The sequence below is a fragment of the Otoolea muris genome, assembly GCF_943193115.1.
GTDB lineage: Bacteria > Bacillota > Clostridia > Lachnospirales > Lachnospiraceae > Otoolea > Otoolea muris.
The window spans coordinates 1-18,549 of the sequence record NZ_CALPCY010000075.1 but is presented as its reverse complement, the minus strand read 5'-3'; the positions used below and the strand labels follow the sequence as shown (position 1 = coordinate 18,549).

Sequence of the window (18,549 nt, the reverse complement as noted above, 5' to 3'; positions counted from 1 at the left end):
AAATTTCTTTTCCTGCACGATATTCAGTTGTCAATCTTCGGTTGGAATCTCATTCATTGAGATTTCGAGAAGTTATTCTTTCCGGCCGCGTCGAAATATTTGACAAGGCCGAACAGAAGCTCCTTTTCCTCAAAGCTGTACTGCTGGATGGGCAGTATCTCAGCGGAATCAATGCCGAGCAGGTAGTCAGAGGTCGTGTGAAGTATCTGGCACAGCTCGACGATTTTCTCAGTGGAAGGAATCGAGACGGCCATTTCCCATGCATTGACACTGGAGCGTGTGACATACAGCCTGCGCGCCAGCTCGGCCTGGGTCAGGTTGTTCTTCATGCGCAGCTCACGGATGCGTTCAGCGGTTTTGATAATCATAGTATGTTCCTCCATTTCGTAATTCCCCCCTTTTTGTATTTGATGTAACGGACGCCGCGGTGTCCGTTTAATTATAGTGTAGACACAAAATGGTAAATTATAATTATCAATAAAGATTATTATAAGTTGACAACGATCGCAAAAATGTTATAATAACGTTATATGGAGGGAATGGGATGAAACGATTTTTAGTGATAGGGGACAGCGACAGCCTGTACCTGGAGAATCTGGCGGGCTATCTGATGGAGCGGATGGACAAATGGGAGCTTGCCACATTTACGACAGGGGATAAGCTGCTTTCCTGGCTGGAGGCGGGGAATAAACCGGATATCCTGCTGGTTTCCGGAGACTTTCCGTTTAACCGCCTGGAGGAGCTGGCGTTTGGGGCGGTCCGGATCCTTTTGTCAGAGACCATGGAGCCGCGGGGCGGCTTTAAGCTTATTAAAAAATACCAGAAATCCGAAACGATCCTGAATGAGATGCTTTTGTTCTTTGCCGAAAAAAAGGGAAGCGCAGAGGTGCTGCGCGGGAACAGCAAGACGAAGATCGCGGTCTTTTACAGCCCGGCCGGGGGATGCGGGACGAGCACGCTGGCCCTCTGCAGCGCGGCGGCCTGCGCCAGGGAGGGGATGAAAACCCTGTATTTAAACCTGGAGGAGATGGATTCGGCCAGCGGGCTGTTTCCGGGGACGCCGGGAAGCCTGTCGGATCTGTTTCTGACGCTTAAAACAAAGGGAATGAATGTGGGGATAAAGCTGGCGGCCTCGGCCGGGGCCGATCCGGAGTCAGGCGTATACGGTTTAAACGGAGTTGAAAGCATCCTGGAATATGAAGAGATCGGAAGAGAGGAGATGGAACAGCTTCTGGGCGCGATCCGGGGGCTGGCGGATTTTGACGCGGTGGTTGTCGATACCTCGTCCGGCTTTGGCGGGCGTCAGCGGGGCCTTCTGGAGGGAGCGGATCTCGTCTTTACGCCGCTTCATGAGGATGAGCGTTCATTCGTAAAAATGAAACAATGGCTTAAGGAAACCCATTTCCACGAGGCATATAACGAGGTGTTTTCAAAGATGTTTGTAGTGCTGAACCAGGCGGGGGCAAAGCGGGGGAACGCCGCATTTCTGGAGCAGGAGCTTTTTAAGGAGCTTAAGCTGTGCACGGCGATCGCGCCGTCCCCTGTGCTTGCGGACCGGGCGAATCTGCTGCGCTCGGCCCGGCTTTACCAGGAGGTGTTTCAGCCGCTTACGGCGCAGATACGAAGCGCCGGCGCGCGGGCATCGCAGCCGCCGGCAGGCCGCGGGAGGGAGGAAAACGGGAAATGGAACTGACGTATGTATCGGGAAGCGAGCTGCTGTTTTACGGCGGTCTGGCGGCCATGGGGCTCTCGGCCGTCCTGGCCGCGGCCGGAGCCGGCGTTTTTATGTACACAGGCCGCCGGCTGCGTGCAAGGCTGAAAGAGGAGTATGGGTAACCGTTCAGATACCCCCTGAACTGTTACGGCATACGGCCATTTAGAATCGCCTGCGGCGATGGGCCGTATGCCCGCGACCACTACGTTTTCTTACGGTCAGCGCGGTGAACGCGCAGACCTATCTGAACTGTTACGAGTATGGGAACCTATAATCCGGATAAATCCGGGGAAAGCAGGCGGGAGGAAAAACTATGTCCCAGGTGATTGCGGGCATTTATGAATTACAGAGGGAAATCGGATCCGGGGGCGGCGGCATCGTGTATCTGGGCCGCCATCTGCGCCTTGACAAGCCGATTGTGCTAAAGGCGGATAAGCGCGCGCTTCAGACCAGGGAGGAGGCGCTGCGGCGGGAGGTGGATATGCTTAAGAGCTTAAGCCATATGTACATCCCGCAGGTGTATGACTTTGTGTGCGAAAACCATACGGTCTATACGGTGATGGACTATATTGAGGGGGAAAGCCTGGATAAGCTTTTAGAGAGGCGGGAGGTTCCCGCGCAGCCCGAGGTGATCCGGTGGGCCTGCCAGCTTCTGGAGGCGCTGTGCTATCTCCACAGCCGTCCGCCCCACGGGATCCTGCACGGGGATATCAAGCCGGCTAATATTATGCTGCGGCCGGGCGGGGATATCTGCCTGATCGATTATAACATCGCCCTGGCCCTGGGGGAAAACGGGGCTGTAAAAGCCGGACGCAGCAGGGGATACGCCTCGCCGGAGCATTACGGGGTCGAGTTCGCGGACGGACATCCGATCGATACGACGGGGGTGTCCGATATGTCCGAGGGCGCTTTGGGGCCGGGGACGGGCCAAAACGGCGAAGCCGCGGGAAAAAAAGCGGACCGGGCCTCCGCCGTGACAGAGACGCTGGAGTCTTTTGGGAGGATGGCAGAGACAGAGGCGATGGAGCCATCCGGAAGGCCGGGACAGACAGAGGTAGTGGAGTTTTCCGAAAGACTGGAACAGACAGAGGCAATGGAGTTATCCAAAAGGCCGGAAACAACGGAGATGATGCAGGAATCCGGGATCCCTGCCGCGGCCGGGCGGACGAAACCGCCCGAGAAACAGGAATCAACCGGAAGCAGTACCGGGCGTCATACGGTGATGCTGGACGCGCGCTCGGATCTGTACAGCCTTGGCGCGACGCTGTACCACCTCATTTCGGGCGCGCGCCCGGCCCAGAGCGCGCTTGAGGTAAAACCGCTGGGGCCGGAGATCTGCAGCCCGGCCGTTTCGGCCATCATCGCAAAGGCCATGGAGGCGGATCCGGCGCGGCGCTATCAGTCCGCACAGGAGATGCTGGACGCCTTCCGGGGCCTTCACAGACAGGATATCCGCGCGGTCCGCCACAGAAGGCGGATCCGGCTGTTTTCGGCCGTCATGGCCGCGGCCTTCCTGTCCGGGGGCGCGTGCGCGCTGACGGGCTCAAAGCAGCTCGAACACCGCCAGCGCGCCCTGGCCCTGGCGGAGTATTCCGCGGACGCGCTCGCAAAGGGGGATGTGGCGGGCGCGGTGGAGCTGGCCCTTTCGGCGCTTCCAAAGGGGGGAAGCATCTTTGAAGCGCCTCCCGCGGCGCAGGCGCAAAAAGCCCTGACAGACGCCCTGGGCGTCTATGATCTGTCCGGTGGCTTTAAATCCTTTGAAACCTATGCGCTTTCTTCCGCGCCCTTTGGCATCGAGGTATCCCCGGACGGCGGCTGTTTTGCGGTTTTAAGCGCCGGCGAAGCGGCGGTATTTGAGACAGAAACCGGGGAGAGGAAGGCGCTTTTATCCATGGGGCGATCGGCGCTGTCTGATTTGCGGTTTGTAGACGAAGAACGGATCGTCTATGCAGGGAAGAACGGCGTAACGGCCTTTGATTTACGCGCGGGTAAGGAGCTGTGGAGCGGGGGGCCGGCGACATCGCTGTCCGTTTCCGGCGATAAGCGCCTGGTTGCGGCAGCAGATCGGACGACCGGGCGCGTGACCGTATACCGCATGTCCGACGGCTCAGTGTGGCTGGAGCGGGAGCTTGGCGCGCGCCCCATGTCAACCGGCGTCAATGACATTTTTACAAACCCCGGCGGCAGCATTTTTGCATTAAATGAGGACGGAAGCCTGCTGGCGGCCAGCTTTGCGGACGGGAGCCTGCTTCTGTGCGGACTGGACGATCCGGACGGGGACCTTGTCATTCTTGAGGAAACAGAGGCTTCCGGATACCGGGAGCTTTCGGGCGGGTTCTGCGGCAAATACTTTGCCTTTGTCTCCAACCAGGCGGACCGCTCGCAGTTCGGCCTGGTGGACGCGGAGGAAGGGATCTACATCGGGGGCTATGAAGAGATGGATCCATTTTCCCTGAAAACGGATCCGGACGGCATCTATCTCTCAAACGGGAATCTGCTCGTGTCCTTTGACCCGGAGACATTTGAGGAAACGGAGCTGGCCTACACAGGGAGCAGGACGCTCACAGGCTTTTCAGTCGGGGACGGATATGTGCTGACCGCAACCGGGGATCAGGGCTATTCATTCTACGACGGCGGCGCGCGCCTGATGTCCTCCTGGACATTGGACGAAATGCCGGATTTTGTCGCCCTGGCCGGCCGGTATGCGGTGATCGGCAGCCGCAACGCGCCGTTCGTGCGCATCCTGCGCTTAGAGGATCTCAGGGAGAAGCATCTTGCGTCGTACGACGCCCGCTATGAGCACGATGAGGCGCGCGTCAGCCAGGATAAAAAGACAATCACGCTCTTTTCATACAAGGAGTTTATGGTATGTGACTTGAAAGGAAATGAGCTCGCAAGGGCTGCGCTCCCGGATCCGGAAGCGATCTATGACCAGCAGTTTAAAAAGAATGGGGACGGCTCATGGCTTGAGACAACGTGGTATGACGGGACCGTGCGGCGCTACAGCGCGGCGGACGGGGCGCTGCTTTCGGAGGAAAAGGGGGAAGCGCCCCGGGCGGATCTGTATGAGGAATTTATCACAGATCAGTACCGCATTGCCTCCCCGCTGCACGGCGCGCCGGAGGTCTATGACAGGGAAACAGGGCGTTTTTTGAAAAAACTTGAAGAGGAATCGTATTTAACCTATGTAACCCAGGCAGGGGAATATTTAATCACGGAGTATGTCACAGCCTCAGGAGAGCGGTACGGGCTTTTGCTGGATAAGACGCTTGAGACGCTGGCCCGCCTTCCGGGGCTCTGCGATATGGATACAGAACGCGGACTGCTCGTGTTCGACGATCAAGCCGGGAATCTGCGGCAATGCCGCCTGTATTCCCTCCAGGAGCTTAAGGCGCTTGGAGAGACGTATATAAAACAGAAAAAGAGAGGGAAAGGAGAGGGAAACGAATGAAGAAAGCGAAAAGGGGAGCGGCGCTGCTGCTCGCGGCGCTACTGGCGCTCCCGGCCCGGCCGGCCTATGCGGCGCAGACGCCGCCTCAGGAGATTTACAAAGAGGCAGAGGGCGCGCAGGCAGCAGGGGAAACGGAGAAAGCCGCTGATGTAAACAGCGGCCGGGAAGAAGAGGCGGAGGCAAAAAAAGAGGAAACTGAAGCCTCAAAAGGGGAGGAGGAAGCAAAGAAGGAAGAAAGCGGATTGGACGAGGACAATTCACCGGACGGAGAAAACGGCTCTGAGGAGAAAGAAGACAGCTCCAAAGGAGAGGAAAGCGGCTCTGAGGGAGAGGAAAGCGGCTCGCAGGACGGGGAAAACGGCTCTGAAGGAGCGGATGACGGTTCAAAGGGAGACGAAAGCGGCTCGGAGAGCGGGGAAGACGGTTCAGAGGGATCGGAAGACAGCCCGGAGGATAAGGGCGATAGTTCTGTCGGACAGGAAGAATCAAAAGAGCCGGAGGAGTCTGATAAAGGCGAATCCGGGGAAAAGGATCCGGAACAGGAAGCTCCCGGAGAGGATAAGACAGAGAGTGAAGGCGAGGGAAATAACGGCAATGGTGAAATGACCGGAACGCAAACCGGGGCAGAGGCTGGCCAGGACAAGCCCGAAACCGGAGAAGAGAGTCCAGAAGAGGAAGATAAGAAGGACGAAGATAAAGAAGATAAAAAAGAAGAGACGGATTCCGGAAGCGGAGAAAGCGCGGGAAACGGCAGTCTTTTGGAGGATGGATCGGACGGAATATCGGACGAAAAAGCCCCTGCGGACGGCGACGCGCAGGACGTGAAGATCCCGTCCGGATCCGGCGGCGCGGAGAATCCGGCGGATAAGGAGGAAGCGCCGGCTGAGACATTGGCCCCGGACGCGGAAGAGAAGGGGGAAGAGGAGGTTCCCGCGGACGCGGAGACGCCAAAGGAAGAGACGCCCGAAGAGGAAGATGAGCCGGAGGAAGAGATTCCCGCAGAGGAAGAGCTTTTGGAAGAAGAGCAGGAAGAGGACGTGGAAGCGGTGATCTTCAACACCGGAAACTGCGAATTCCATGTGGTCAGCAGAGAGGATTTTGATAAAGAGCTGGGGGACGCCTTCTTTGAGGAGGACGGAAGCTATACAATCCAGATTCCGGAGGAGAATCCGTTCTTTCCATATGAAGTGCAGTTTACATATGACGGCGAGACGACCGAAGAGTGGTTCATGGAGCCGGATGATCACGTGAAGGTCGGCGGGCATACCTTCTATGTTTCCGCGTACTTTGACGGCACGGTAATAACACAGATGAGCCTGAAGGTCGCCGGGGATACGGTGGCGGTGTATCCGGAGGAAAAGGAGTTTACGAATGACGGGGGTGCGAGCGCGGCGTCGCTGCTGCCGCTTGAGGAGAGGCGGCTGAGCGTTGATCTGACTCGCTATACGCCGGTAGAGCTTACGATGGTGTCGGTTGATTCGATATTTGCCGGGGATGAGAAATTAGGGAGCGGCGATCATGTGATGTGGTGTCCGGATGGAGATGATGAATACATGATCAGTTCACCGGGAGAATATCTGGATTTGAGCTATCGGACATGTGACGATGATTATTCGGACTGGGAGATGATTGTGGGGGAGGATGATCAGCTTGATGCCAGTAATATACGCTATAGGGTACGGGCTTATGTTTCAATGTCGTTCAACTGGCTGAATCCGGTTGTTTATGCTCAGGACAGCCAGGGAGTACGTACTCATTTACCAATAGCCGATGTGGATTATGTGGATTATTTCGGCGGTTGGAATGGAGGATCACATGGAGATTTATATGTCTATGTAGACGGCTGGAATGGTGAGGCTGATGCGCAAATTTATGTGGGCTTGGATATCAATCAATTTAAGTATGAAGAGCCAGGGTATGACCGGGTGGAGGTATACCGAGGATTTTATGACAGTCCTGAAAAGGTGGATGAATCACAGAATATAACAGAGCTGATTTTTGCTGAGGATTTGACCCAGACAAACGCCGGATATCCAGGAACAGAAAGTATTTTTGAAGGTATTGATGAGAAGATAACGATTTTAACCTATAAATCCGGAAAAGTAACAGGATGTCTTCGTATGTGGCTGGATGTATATCTCAACGATTCCACTGCATGGCTTACTGCGTCTCTCTACAAAGATACAGAAGGCAGCGGCCGGAAATCGGTTACTTATACTACCGATAGGGATGTAATTGATGATGTCGATATAGATAATGTGGATCTGTGCAGGGAGACAAAGATATTAAACTATGGAAATCCAGTCGGAGACATATACAAACTTGTCTTTCGATATGACAGGGATGATGAGGACGTTTCTTCCGAAGTAACCGCCGCCTATGTAGGCCAGTACCTTTCCATAGCGGAAGCCGCCGCGGCCGGCGCGGAGAACATAAAGTCCCAGTTATTTGATAAAAGCGGGACAGGCGGTTATGCGGCAGATTATAGCCAGGGCATCTGGTTTACGGTTTTCATAGGGGAAGACGGCGCGGAGAATCAGGAAATCTATCAGCGTCTTATTATAACTGAAGAACGTTCTGTTGTTTACAGTGGGAATACGTCTGTGAGTTTCTTCGGCCTGAATGACCGGGACGGGCAGCCTGTTCCCTGTTATGTGGTTGACGGCTCGCTGGATTCCTATGGAGACTACAATTACCTGACCATCCTTGTGGATGAAGACACGGATCTGACGGCGCTGGCCCCGATCTTCAGTACGGCGCAGGGCCTTAACCTGTACGCGGACGATGGAATACAGGTGAGCGGAGAAAGCCTTCAGGACTTTTCCGACGGGCCGGTGCAGTACAGCGCTTCCGCAGAAAATGGAAAAGACGCAAAGAGCTATTGGCTTCAGGTGATAACAGCAGATCCGGGCCCGGGCCGGATTTACATAAACAGCCTGGCCGATCCGGAAGCGGAAACAAGTGAAAACGGCGGTACGGTATATTCAACCAGAGAGCTGTTCATAGACGGCCTTCACGACGATGTCCACGATATTCTGTTAATCAACATTGGCTCAGCCGCTCTTACGGGTTTATCTGTGGAACTTACCTCTGATGTAGTCGAGCTTGATGAATACTGGACATTAAAAGGAACAAACGAATTAGATGGCTTTTCTGCAATTGGAACACAGGAGGACAGCGGGCGCTCCAATATGGCCATGGTACGCCTGAAAGCAAAGGAAGGCGCAGAAGGCACGGAAGCTTCAGGAACCCTGACCTTCAAGTCAGGAGGGAAAACCCTGTTAATTCTGACCCTGACCGGAGCGGTAGGCGATCCGACGATAACAACAAAAGAGATTCCGGAGGCAGTTAAATATGTTCCCTATGGCATCATGATCCAGAACAGCAATAAATATAGCTGGAACCGGATCACATACAGCATTGAGGACGGCATACTGCCGCAGGGAGTGGAATTAAAGCCCAACGGAGAGATCTACGGCGTCCCGAAAGAAGCAGGGGAGTTTACATTCACCGTCAATATGGAAAACAGCGGCAACAAGTTTTCAGAAAGCAGGATGGAATATACACTGATTGTAAAGGAAAACACGGATAGCAACGTTGACGCAGCTTCCGATCAGGGCTATGCCGTCATCCAGCGTATACCGGATATCCCGCTCCGCTCGTCCGAAGACTATACATTTATTTCCGAGGGCGAGTTTTCAGAATTTATCGATCTGTATCTGGATGGTGAAAAGCTCACAAAAGGCGTAGATTACACCGCTGAGTCGGGCAGTACGAAAATGACCGTCAAAAGCCAGACCCTGAAAGGCTCGAACCGCGCCGGAAAGCATACATTAGGAGCAGAATTCAGGACAAAAGAAGACAACAGCTTAAAACGCACCGCACAGAACTATGAGGTTACGGGCTCCGGAAACGGGAGCGGAAGCAGTTCCGGAAGCGGGAGCGGCGGCAGCTCCGGAAGCAGCGGCAAAGGCTCCGGGCACAGCAGCGGCTCTTCATCCGCGGCCCAGTCCGCATCCTACACCGACGCCTCCTGGTCATACGACGCCTCAGGCTGGCGCTGCAAAAACCCGGACGGCTCCTGGCTTGCCAGCACGTGGCAGAAACTCCCATGGAACGGAAACGAAGGCTGGTATTATTTTAACGCCGAGGGCTACATGGCCACCGGCTGGCTCACTATAGACGGGCAGACCTATTATTTAAACCCGGCCTCAGACGGAACGCAGGGAAAAATGTGTACCGGCTGGCGCTTCATCGACGGAAGCTGGCGCTACTTCAACGAGGCTGGCGAAGGAACCGAAGGCGCTATGGCAGCCGAATGCTGGCGCGAGCTTATCTGGGAGCAGACAAAAGAATGGTACTATTTTGACAAAGAAGGCCGCATGGTCACCGGCTGGCTGACCGTAGACGGGCAGAAATATTACTTAAACCCGAATTCCGAAGGAACACGCGGGAAAATGTACACCGGCTGGCAGCAAATAGACGGAAAATGGTATTACTTCAACGAAATCTCCGACGTGACAAAAGGCGCTCTGGCGACCAACACCCGCATCGGCAATTACTATGTAGACTCCAATGGAGTCCGGACAAGATAAAACAATGCCTTACCGGCTGACGGCTTAAGCGGAGACGCCATATTATTTTAAGAAATAATTTGAACGTGTTCAGGAGAAAAGCATAACAGCCGTCCAGACAGGAGATCAGAGAGCGCTTTTGAAATAAAGGCGCTCTCATTGTTTTTAGGAGGGGCATATGGGATTTGATCATATTAGCCGTAAAAGATGTATTATTGATTATGTCTCTCTTGATTCATGGCTCGCCAACAACATAGCCGGAGCCAGCTCCGGCGTCGCTTTCGCAATTCCATGCCTGCCCAAAAGCCAATATTCCAGATGATCCCCACTTCCCGTTCAACATTCCCCATCCCATGCATATATATAGATATAGCAAAGGGAACTGCCGCCCCGCCGCGCGCCCGCGAGGGCTCCCATCCATCTATTGCCAGCGCCGCGCGCGTCAAACCGGCAGTCCCAAAAGGAGAGGAGCAAATCAAATGACTATCAAGCTGATTCAATGGTGCGCCAGGCCCGCGGTAAAGCGGTTTATCCTTTTCATCCTAATGGCGCTCACGATCATTCTCGGGCGAATAAATTAAGAATTTATTACAATTTTGGGCAAAAATGTGGATATTCTATGAACTTTATTTCGCATAGTTGACATATAATGGCAGTTATCATTATAATATACATAATATGCCGTAATATTGCCATTACGGGCTGAACCTTTGCCGGGCTGCACAAAAGAGCGCGCGGACAGGAAGCCGGCGGGCAGTTTGGGCGGACTGTGGGACAGGGAACCGGCGCGGGCCTGCGCAGAGCCAGGAGGGCAGAGGGCAGGGGGAAAGCCGCGCCGAGCAGTCCGCGTTCCGGTAAAATGGGGAGAGACACGAATGAAGATGACAAGACACAAAAGGGCGCTGGCCATGATTCTGGGCCTGATTCTGGCATTTAGCCCATGTACGGCGGGAATGCCCGGCCGGCCGTTTATAAGCCTGGCGGAGGAGCGGGCGGCGACGGTTCATGCGACCAATTTAAATGTGCGGAGCGGCGCGGGAACCTCGTATCCGGCGCTTACAAAGCTGTCCTACGGCATGTCGGTTACCGTGCTGGGGGAGCAGCGGGGGACGGACGGAAACCAGTGGTATCAGATCCGTTTTACCGGGAGCAATGGAACGCAGATCACAGGCTACGTGTCCGCGCAGTATATCCGCTTTCCGTCCGCCGTCCAGACAGACGGCAATTTTGAGCAGTATATGGCGAGCCAGGGCTTTCCGGAGAGCTACAAGCAGGGCCTGCGGGAGCTCCACGCCCAGTATCCTCAGTGGCGTTTTACCGCATTCCAGACGAATCTTGACTGGAATACCGTGATAGCCAATGAGAGTGTGATCGGCCGCAACCTGGTGGCGAGAAATAATGTCTCTTCGTGGAAATCGACCGCGGCAGGGGCTTACGACTGGAGCACAGGGACATGGCCCGGTTTTGACGGCAGCTCCTGGGTTCAGGCTTCAGAGGATATCATCCGCTACTATATGGATCCCAGGAATTTCCTCAATGAGAAATACATATTTCAATTTATGAAACAAAACTACGACAGCTCGATCCACACGCGGGCCGGGCTGGAGAGCATGGTGGCAGGCACCTTTCTGGCGGGAGGACTGTCCGGCGGATCGGCGGGCGGTTCGTCAGACAGCGGTTCATCCGGAAGCGCCGCGCCCGGCGGCAATGCCCCGGGAAGCTCAGGCGCGGCGGACGGCAATGTCCCGGGAACCGGGAACAATACGGACTCCGGCAGCGCGCCCGGAAGCGGCCCGGCCGGGCCGGGAGGGGGAGATGCCTCCCAGGCGCCGTCCGCGTCCGATCCGTCGTCGCCGATCACGCCGGTGGCTTCCATAAGCGACCATGCGGTGGAGCTTGTGACAACCGCCTATGGCCCGGGCATGAATGCAGGCGGGTCGGGAACGCCGGATCCGGGCAGCGCCAATCCGGGCGGGGCGGAAACGACGGCGCCCGGCGCGGTTTCCGGAAGCGGCTCGTATGTCGATATGATTATGAACGCGGCGGCGCAGTCCGGGGTCAGCCCTTACATCCTGGCATCCATGATTTTGCAGGAGCAGGGCAGCCAGGGAACGGGCCGCAGCATCTCCGGGACCGTGTCAGGGTACCAGGGATATTACAATTTTTTCAATATAGAATCCTACCAGTCCGGCTCCATGGGGGCCGTGGAGAGAGGGCTGTGGTGGGCCTCCCAGTCCGGCTCCTACGGACGCCCCTGGAACAGTGTCGAGCGCTCGATCCTGGGCGGGGCCCTCTGGTATGGGGACAACTATGTGAAACGGGGCCAGGACACCCTGTATTTGAAGAAATTCAATGTGCAGGGCTCCAATCTCTACAAGCACCAGTATATGACCAATGTGCTGGCCGCGGCGGCGGAAGGGCTTACGCTGGCCAAGATTTCATCCCTTAAAACCACGGCCCTGGAATTTTCCATCCCGGTGTATCAGAACATGCCGGACACGCCGTGTGTGAAGCCGACGCTTGACGGCAGCCCAAACAATAAGCTTTCCGGCCTTGGCGTGGAAGGCTTTGCCCTGACGCCCACTTTTAACCGGGATACGGAAGCGTATGATCTGATCGTGGATCCGTCCGTATCTTCCGTAGCGGTACAGGCATCGGCCATTGACGCAAAGGCGGTCGTGAGCGGCGTGGGCAGCGTGAACCTTCAGAGCGGGGTAAATGATATTACGGTTTCGGTCAAGGCAGAGAACGGGTCTGTGCGCAATTATGTGATCCATGTCGTGCGCCAGTCAAACGGACCTGTCTACTCCGGTTCAGCGGGAAGCGGTACAAGCGGAGGCGGTTCCGGAAGCGGCAGCGCGGGCGGGACAGCCGGCCCGGGCCCGGGAAGTCCCGGTTTGTCCGGCGGCCAGACCTCCCAGCCCCCCGCAGGCAGCGGTACGGACAGCAGTTCAGGGAGCGCCCCGCCGTCCACAGGAGGAGCGCCGGGGAACGGACAGGGCGCAGGCTCCGGTACGGGAGCAGGGTCAGGAACCGGGAGCAGCGGTTTCCCGGCGGTTCCGGGAACCGGGACGGTAAACGGCTTTGGCTCTGCCAATAATTCCTCTTCCCTGACGACGCCAAACGGAAATATCCTTTCGCCGTCCGGATCCGGAACCGGATCGCCAGGCGGCGCAAGCAGCGGCAGTTCGGGAGGCAGTCCGGCCCAGAATCCGGGCAACCCCGGCGCTGCAAACCCGGGCGCCGCGGGCTCCGCAGGCACAGGTTCCGGAAATACGAATCCGGGCGGCACAGGCGCGGGCGGGGCAGGTTCCGGGAATGCGAATCCAGGCGGCTACCGGATCGTGAGCCCCGGGACAACGGCGGCTGACATCACATCCGCCCTGATCGCGGAAGGCGCGGGAAGCCAGGTAAAGGTGTGCCGCAGCGCGGGCACTGACGCGTCAGGGGCCGTTGCGACCGGATACATGGCGTACGTTTACGGCGCGGATGGAACGCCGGCGGCTCAATACGAGATCGTTGTAAAGGGCGACAATAACGGAGACGGAAAGCTGAGCATGCTGGATGTCCTGCGGGCCAGGCGGCATATTTTAAAGATGGAAACCCTGGCAGGGGCCAGTGAAAAGGCCACGGATGTCAACGGAAACGGCAGGATTGACATCATGGACATCCTGCTCATGCAGAAGGACATCCTGGGACTCGAAAAGATTCAGTAAAAGCTGGTACACCGTTTTTTAATTCCTCTATACTAAGCACTCGCTATTTGCATCATTGCCGCGTTGTCGTCAGTCAACGATTCCACCGCATCGCCTCCTTCCTCCGCCTTGCACTGATACAAATATCAAGCGCTTAGTATATAAGGATTAAGAAAACGGTGTACAGCCAGCACAGACAGGAGAAAGAATGAACAGAAGAGTACGAAATATCCTGGCAGGCGTCATGACCGCCTGCGCCCTGGCCATAGCGGCGCCCATGGGGGGCATATCGTCCTGGGCCGCAAGCGCGCGGATCTCATTTTCCGATCCAAACGTAACCGTAGGCCAGGAATTCAATGTTACAGTCCGGATCACCAGCCAGGACGGAAATCTCGGCGCTTCTGACGTGATGCTTTCCTACGATCCGGCGGGCATTGAGTTCATCAGCGGAAATAACGCCAGCGGCGGGGCCGGCTCCGTGCGCCTGGTGGAAACCATGAGTTCAGACGCCACGACCGAATTTACGCACACCTTAAAATTCAAGGCCCTGCAGGCCGGAACCACGACGATTTCCGTGGGAAGCTATGAGATCTACGACGTCGATGCCCAGGCAGTTAATGTGACGAAAACCGGTTCCTCGGCTGTCAGCGTAAACGCGCCGGCCACGTATTCCAGCGAGGCGGCGCTGTCCTCGCTCAAGGTGTCGCCGGGCCAGCTTGCGCCTCCCTTTTCCCCGGATGTGACGGCTTATTCGGTCAATGTCGGGAGCGACGTGTCGAAGCTGGCCGTCAGCGCCTCCGCCAAGGACGGGAAAGCAAAGGTAGTGGTAAACGGCGATTCCAATCTCCAGACCGGCGCCAACACAGTGGTCTGCAAAGTGACCGCCGAGGACGGACGGACGACGCGCTCCTATACACTGACGGTGAATAAAGCCGAATCGGGGGAGGCCCCGGCCGAGAGCATAGCCGAAGAACCGGGCGGCGCAGAGCAGCCCGCCGGGGCAGACGGACAGCCGCAGACCGTGGAGCAGAACGGAACCACATATGAGCTGGTTCCCTCCTTTGACGCAGCCCTGATACCGGAAGGCTACAGCCAGTCCACGATCAGCTATGGGGGACAGGAGGTTATGTGCGCCGCCGGAAACGGAGTGAACCTGCTCTATTTCCAGGACGCGGGAGGCTCCGGAACCTTTTTTGTCTACACGCCGGAGTCAGGAAGCGTTTCCCCGTATGCCGCCCTCAATGTGGCGGCCCGCTCGCTGGTTGTTCTTATGCCGGAACCGGGCCTGGAGGTTCCGGCCGGCTTCACACCGATCGATATCGAGCTGCTGGACGGCGCAAAGCTGAAAAACTGGGGCTGGAAAAACGGGGCGGAAGACCGTTACTTTGTGATCTACGGGATGAACGAGAACGGGGAAAAGGGCTTATACCGCTATGATAAAGCGGAAATGACATTCCAGCGCTATTTTGATGATTCGTCCGCGGCCGGCCAATATGACGGGGTGCTTAAGGATCTCCCGGAGCAGTACAACGCGCTGGTCAAAGACTACAACCTGCGCTTTATCGTGATCATTGCCCTCATCGCCGTATGCCTCCTGCTGTTCTTTATTGTCATCAACCTGCTCGTGAGCCAGAGAAACCGGGCCCGTGAGCCAGAAGAGGAGGCGCTCACCCCTGTGAAGCGCCGCGCGCTGGAGGAAGAACGGAAACATGAGGAGGAGAGACTGCGCCAGGCAGAGCCCGGGCGTTCCAGGCCTGCGGGCAGAAGCGGGTGGGACGACATCCCGAACCCGCAGGCATACGGCCGCGCCGGCGCATCCGGATCCCGCCGTCCCGATCAGGGACAGAACACCGCCAGCCTGGATTATCCGGATCGTCCCGCGCGGCGTCTCGAATCCCCGATGTCCGCGTGGGAAGGACATTCCGTCAGACGCGGGGATTACCAGGAAGAGAAGGCCGCAGGCCGCGCCGCTTACCGCGAAGAGGATATGACGGCCGCCCGCCGCGCGGGCTATTCTCAGGAACGCGTATATTCCGGGCGTTCGGACTATCGCGACAGGGATATGGCAGGAGCGCCCGCCAGCGCAGGCCGCCGCGAAAGAACCGTCTCCGCGGCCGCGGAGACAGGAAACGGGATGAGGGCGGGGAGCCGATCCGGACCGGGAACAGGAGCCGGCCCCGGCCGCGATAGAAGGCCGGCCCCCGGATATGAGGGTGAACGCCCCAGAAGCACGGCCCCCGGTTATCCTGAGCCCCGCGACAGGAAGTCGGCTTCCTCTTACCCGGAACGCCAGGGCGCTGTTTCATCCGCCCGCCCTCCGTACCAAAGCGCCGCGCCGCTCCAAGCGCCCTTAAGCAATCCTGCAAACCGCCCGCCGTCCGCCCGTCCTGCGCGCCAGGAGGCGCGGCCCGCGAAGGCAGCGGATGCCTCTGCGTCCCGCCCCCGCCCTGTGTATCGGCCCGGCGCTGCGGCCCCCGGCCGTCCTGCAACGGCTTTGGGCAGGACGCCTTCATCGCCTCTGCCCTCTGAGCGCAGAAGCCCTGACCGTCCGTCCCGGAGCGCCGCGCAAAAGGAAAACAACGTTCCCCGCAAAGGCCAGGGGCTGTACGAGAGCCCCAGAATGCGCGATCCGGGACTGGAAATCGCCATCCGCCAAAGGGAAATCGAGCGCGGCGAACGGGCGAGGAAAACGAGAGAGCGAATGGAACAGGCCCGGGCAGAGGAGCAGAGGCTGCGCGCAGCCAGAAACGAGACCGCGGCCGGATTGGATTACCGGGCCGGCCGGAGTGATTAATCGGGATTTTCCTTTACGACAGACAGCGGCATCGTGAAGGAAAACGGACATAACTGACGCGCCCAAAGAGCATGCTGACAGGAGAAAAAATGAAATATCTGATTGAAGATTTTTTTGACATATTCCAATGTGCCGGAAGCGCCTGCCCGGACACCTGCTGCGCGGTCTGGAAGATCAACGTGGACAGTGAGACAGCAAAGGCATACCGCGCGGTTCCAGGAGAAATGGGCGAAAAGCTCAGAAGCCATATCTCATTTGATGAAGACGATGCCCATATCATATTGAGAGAAGACGGGACCTGCCCGTTTTGGACTGACGAACATCTCTGCGAGATCTATCAGAAGCTGGGGGAAGAAATGCAATGCCTTGTCTGCAAGACATACCCCCGTATCGTGGAGCAGCATGGAGACGTCTTTTTTACGTCCCTGACCTGCTCCTGCCCGGAGGTAGCCCGCATGCTGATCGAACGCACGGAACCGCTGCAGTTCATTGAATGGGACGATGGCGATGACTGGTCAGAAACGCCGGGGGGAGGGCAAAAGCCGGAAGAAGCGGAACAGGCGCTTTTTCATATCCTCATGCCCAGCCTGCTTCTCGGCGTCCGTATCCTTCAGGAGCGCCGCTATCCGTTATCCGTAAGGCTGCGCCTTCTTCTTCTTTTTACGGATACGCTGCAACAGAGGCTTGACGAGGGCGGGGACATTGCAGACATACTGGAGCATTTTTCCTCCCCGGAACGCTATGACGGGTATGCAAAGGTCCTTTCCGGAATGCCGCAAAACATTCCGGCCAGGATTTCTGCATTTAACGTCTGCCTGGAAAACAGTGAAAAACTGGCAGGCGACTATCATCACAGTTCCCTTATCCGGCTCCTGGCCTCCTTAAAGGCGGATTTCCGCTCTCCGGACGGATTTTCGATTTTGGAGCGCCCGGAGTATGACATTCAATATGAGCATTACGCGGTATATCAGATGTACCTCTTTTATATGCGCGCATTAAAGACAAGAAAACCAATGCACGAGGTCGCGGTCCTGATCTATACGCTCAATCTCCTGAAATGCATTGCCGTCATGCGCCTTACTCCGGATACATACCTCCTCCCCCAGTCAGAGCAGATCCGGATCTTACGCGAAGTATCCGCTAACTTTGACCACAACAGCGGGCATGCGGCCATGCTATACAACATCTATGGAGAAAAAGCAGGCGATATCAGTTTCCTTACCGCTCTGACCTGACAGATTGCAGATATGTTCTTATCCTGAAATATGCTAAAAGATATTATCCCTTTTCGGAATTGTGTACCCACTGAAAACGAGCCTACAAATATACATTTCCAATGAATAAAACTGCATTTTCTAATCAGAATTGTTCATAAGGTTTGAAATTACACGATAACTTGAATAAGCCTATCCGCGGTCTGGTGGCGGGCAGACCATTACCAATAGACTCAAAGGGGTCAGAAAGCACGCTGGCAATGCCGATATTGGAAACGGTCATACAGTTTTGGATGCGGTTCTTCTCAGAAGATTTCATGCAGACCAGCTTGAGGCAGTATCTGGCAAGCTCCCGGAGCTGGCGGAAATCCTTTGGAGGGATAAAGGAGCATCTCACAAGGTCAAACTTATAGAGGTCGGCAATCCATTTGGAATCCTTTTTGTCCGTTTTTTTGCCTTTGAGGGCTTTGACATATTTGGGATGCGTGAGGCAGACATCGATGTCATTTTCGAGATAATTAAAAATAGGAATCCAATACTTTCCTGTGGATTCCATGCAAACGTGATAACAATTATTCTCGATGAGCCAGTTGTGAAACCTTTGGATATCCGAATTGATGGTTGAAAAAGATTTCTGTTTGTATTCGGATATTCCGTCCTTGTTAGTAATTACGATGGTTGCAACGATAACATTTTTGTGGACGTCAAGCCCACAGCAGATGGAGTATTTTAACTTCACCATAAGTATCACTACCTTATAAAAAGGGAATAGCAACAGTGACTGTCATCCTGCGGCTGAATAAACATGGTTATTACCAATGATAAGAGTCCGGACTCAAAGTCCCACTTGTTTGTGCCTTGAGCGAAGCGAAAGGAATGGTAAAAATTATGAAAAAGAAATTATGCAGTATCATTTGCTTATGCAGCCTTGTTTCAATTATGTTGTGTGCATGTGGAAAGAAAGAACAGGGAAATCCCATTAGATTACCAGCCAGAGAAGATATTGTATCTATCGGTGTTTCTGATAGTGAAGATTGAAAATGAGAAGTAGAGGGTATCCATTCCCTTAATCGCATCACAAACAAGCCATCTTTCGGTGGCTGCTTT

The 18,549-nt window shown here is 55.8% G+C and carries 8 protein-coding genes and 1 pseudogene; 7 read left to right on the top strand and 2 right to left on the bottom strand.

From position 1 onward, the window contains the following. Positions 1 to 53: 53 nt before the first annotated feature. The gene (locus NFS31_RS24220) at positions 54 to 368 is read right to left on the bottom strand and encodes a helix-turn-helix transcriptional regulator (protein ID WP_251500998.1); all 315 of its coding nucleotides are present in this window, start codon (positions 366 to 368) and stop codon (positions 54 to 56) included. 176 nt (positions 369 to 544) lie between these two features. Here NFS31_RS24220 and NFS31_RS24215 point away from each other — a divergent pair, with 176 nt between their 5' ends. The 7 genes from NFS31_RS24215 to fliB all read left to right on the top strand — a co-directional run bounded on the left by NFS31_RS24215 (position 545) and on the right by fliB (position 17,463). Beyond that, positions 545 to 1,693 (top strand): P-loop NTPase family protein, encoded by a 1,149-nt coding sequence (locus tag NFS31_RS24215; protein ID WP_251500996.1) that lies wholly within the window; start codon positions 545 to 547, stop codon positions 1,691 to 1,693. After that, positions 1,684 to 1,836, top strand: a complete 153-nt coding sequence (locus NFS31_RS24210; protein WP_251500994.1) for a hypothetical protein — start codon at positions 1,684 to 1,686, stop codon at positions 1,834 to 1,836. Before NFS31_RS24215 ends, NFS31_RS24210 begins: the two co-directional genes overlap by 10 nt. Before the next feature lie 191 nt (positions 1,837 to 2,027). Further along, entirely contained in the window at positions 2,028 to 5,165 is a 3,138-nt protein-coding gene (locus NFS31_RS24205) for a protein kinase domain-containing protein (RefSeq protein ID WP_251500993.1), read from the top strand. Next, positions 5,162 to 9,760, top strand: a complete 4,599-nt coding sequence (locus tag NFS31_RS24200; protein ID WP_251500991.1) for a hypothetical protein — start codon at positions 5,162 to 5,164, stop codon at positions 9,758 to 9,760. The genes NFS31_RS24205 and NFS31_RS24200 overlap by 4 nt, the downstream gene beginning before the upstream one ends. 854 nt (positions 9,761 to 10,614) lie before the next feature. Continuing rightward, entirely contained in the window at positions 10,615 to 13,455 is a 2,841-nt protein-coding gene (locus NFS31_RS24195) for an SH3 domain-containing protein (protein ID WP_251500989.1), read from the top strand. A gap of 187 nt (positions 13,456 to 13,642) precedes the next feature. Next, positions 13,643 to 16,228 (top strand): cadherin-like beta sandwich domain-containing protein, encoded by a 2,586-nt coding sequence (locus NFS31_RS24190; protein ID WP_251500987.1) that lies wholly within the window; start codon positions 13,643 to 13,645, stop codon positions 16,226 to 16,228. 89 nt (positions 16,229 to 16,317) lie between these two features. Beyond that, positions 16,318 to 17,463, top strand: a complete 1,146-nt coding sequence (fliB, locus tag NFS31_RS24185; protein ID WP_251500984.1) for a flagellin lysine-N-methylase — start codon at positions 16,318 to 16,320, stop codon at positions 17,461 to 17,463. 214 nt (positions 17,464 to 17,677) lie between these two features. On the opposite strand, the pseudogene NFS31_RS28095 reads toward fliB, so the two are convergent. Continuing rightward, a pseudogene (locus NFS31_RS28095) lies at positions 17,678 to 18,184 on the bottom strand (IS110 family transposase); the annotation flags it as partial. Between the last annotated feature and the right edge of the window lie 365 nt (positions 18,185 to 18,549).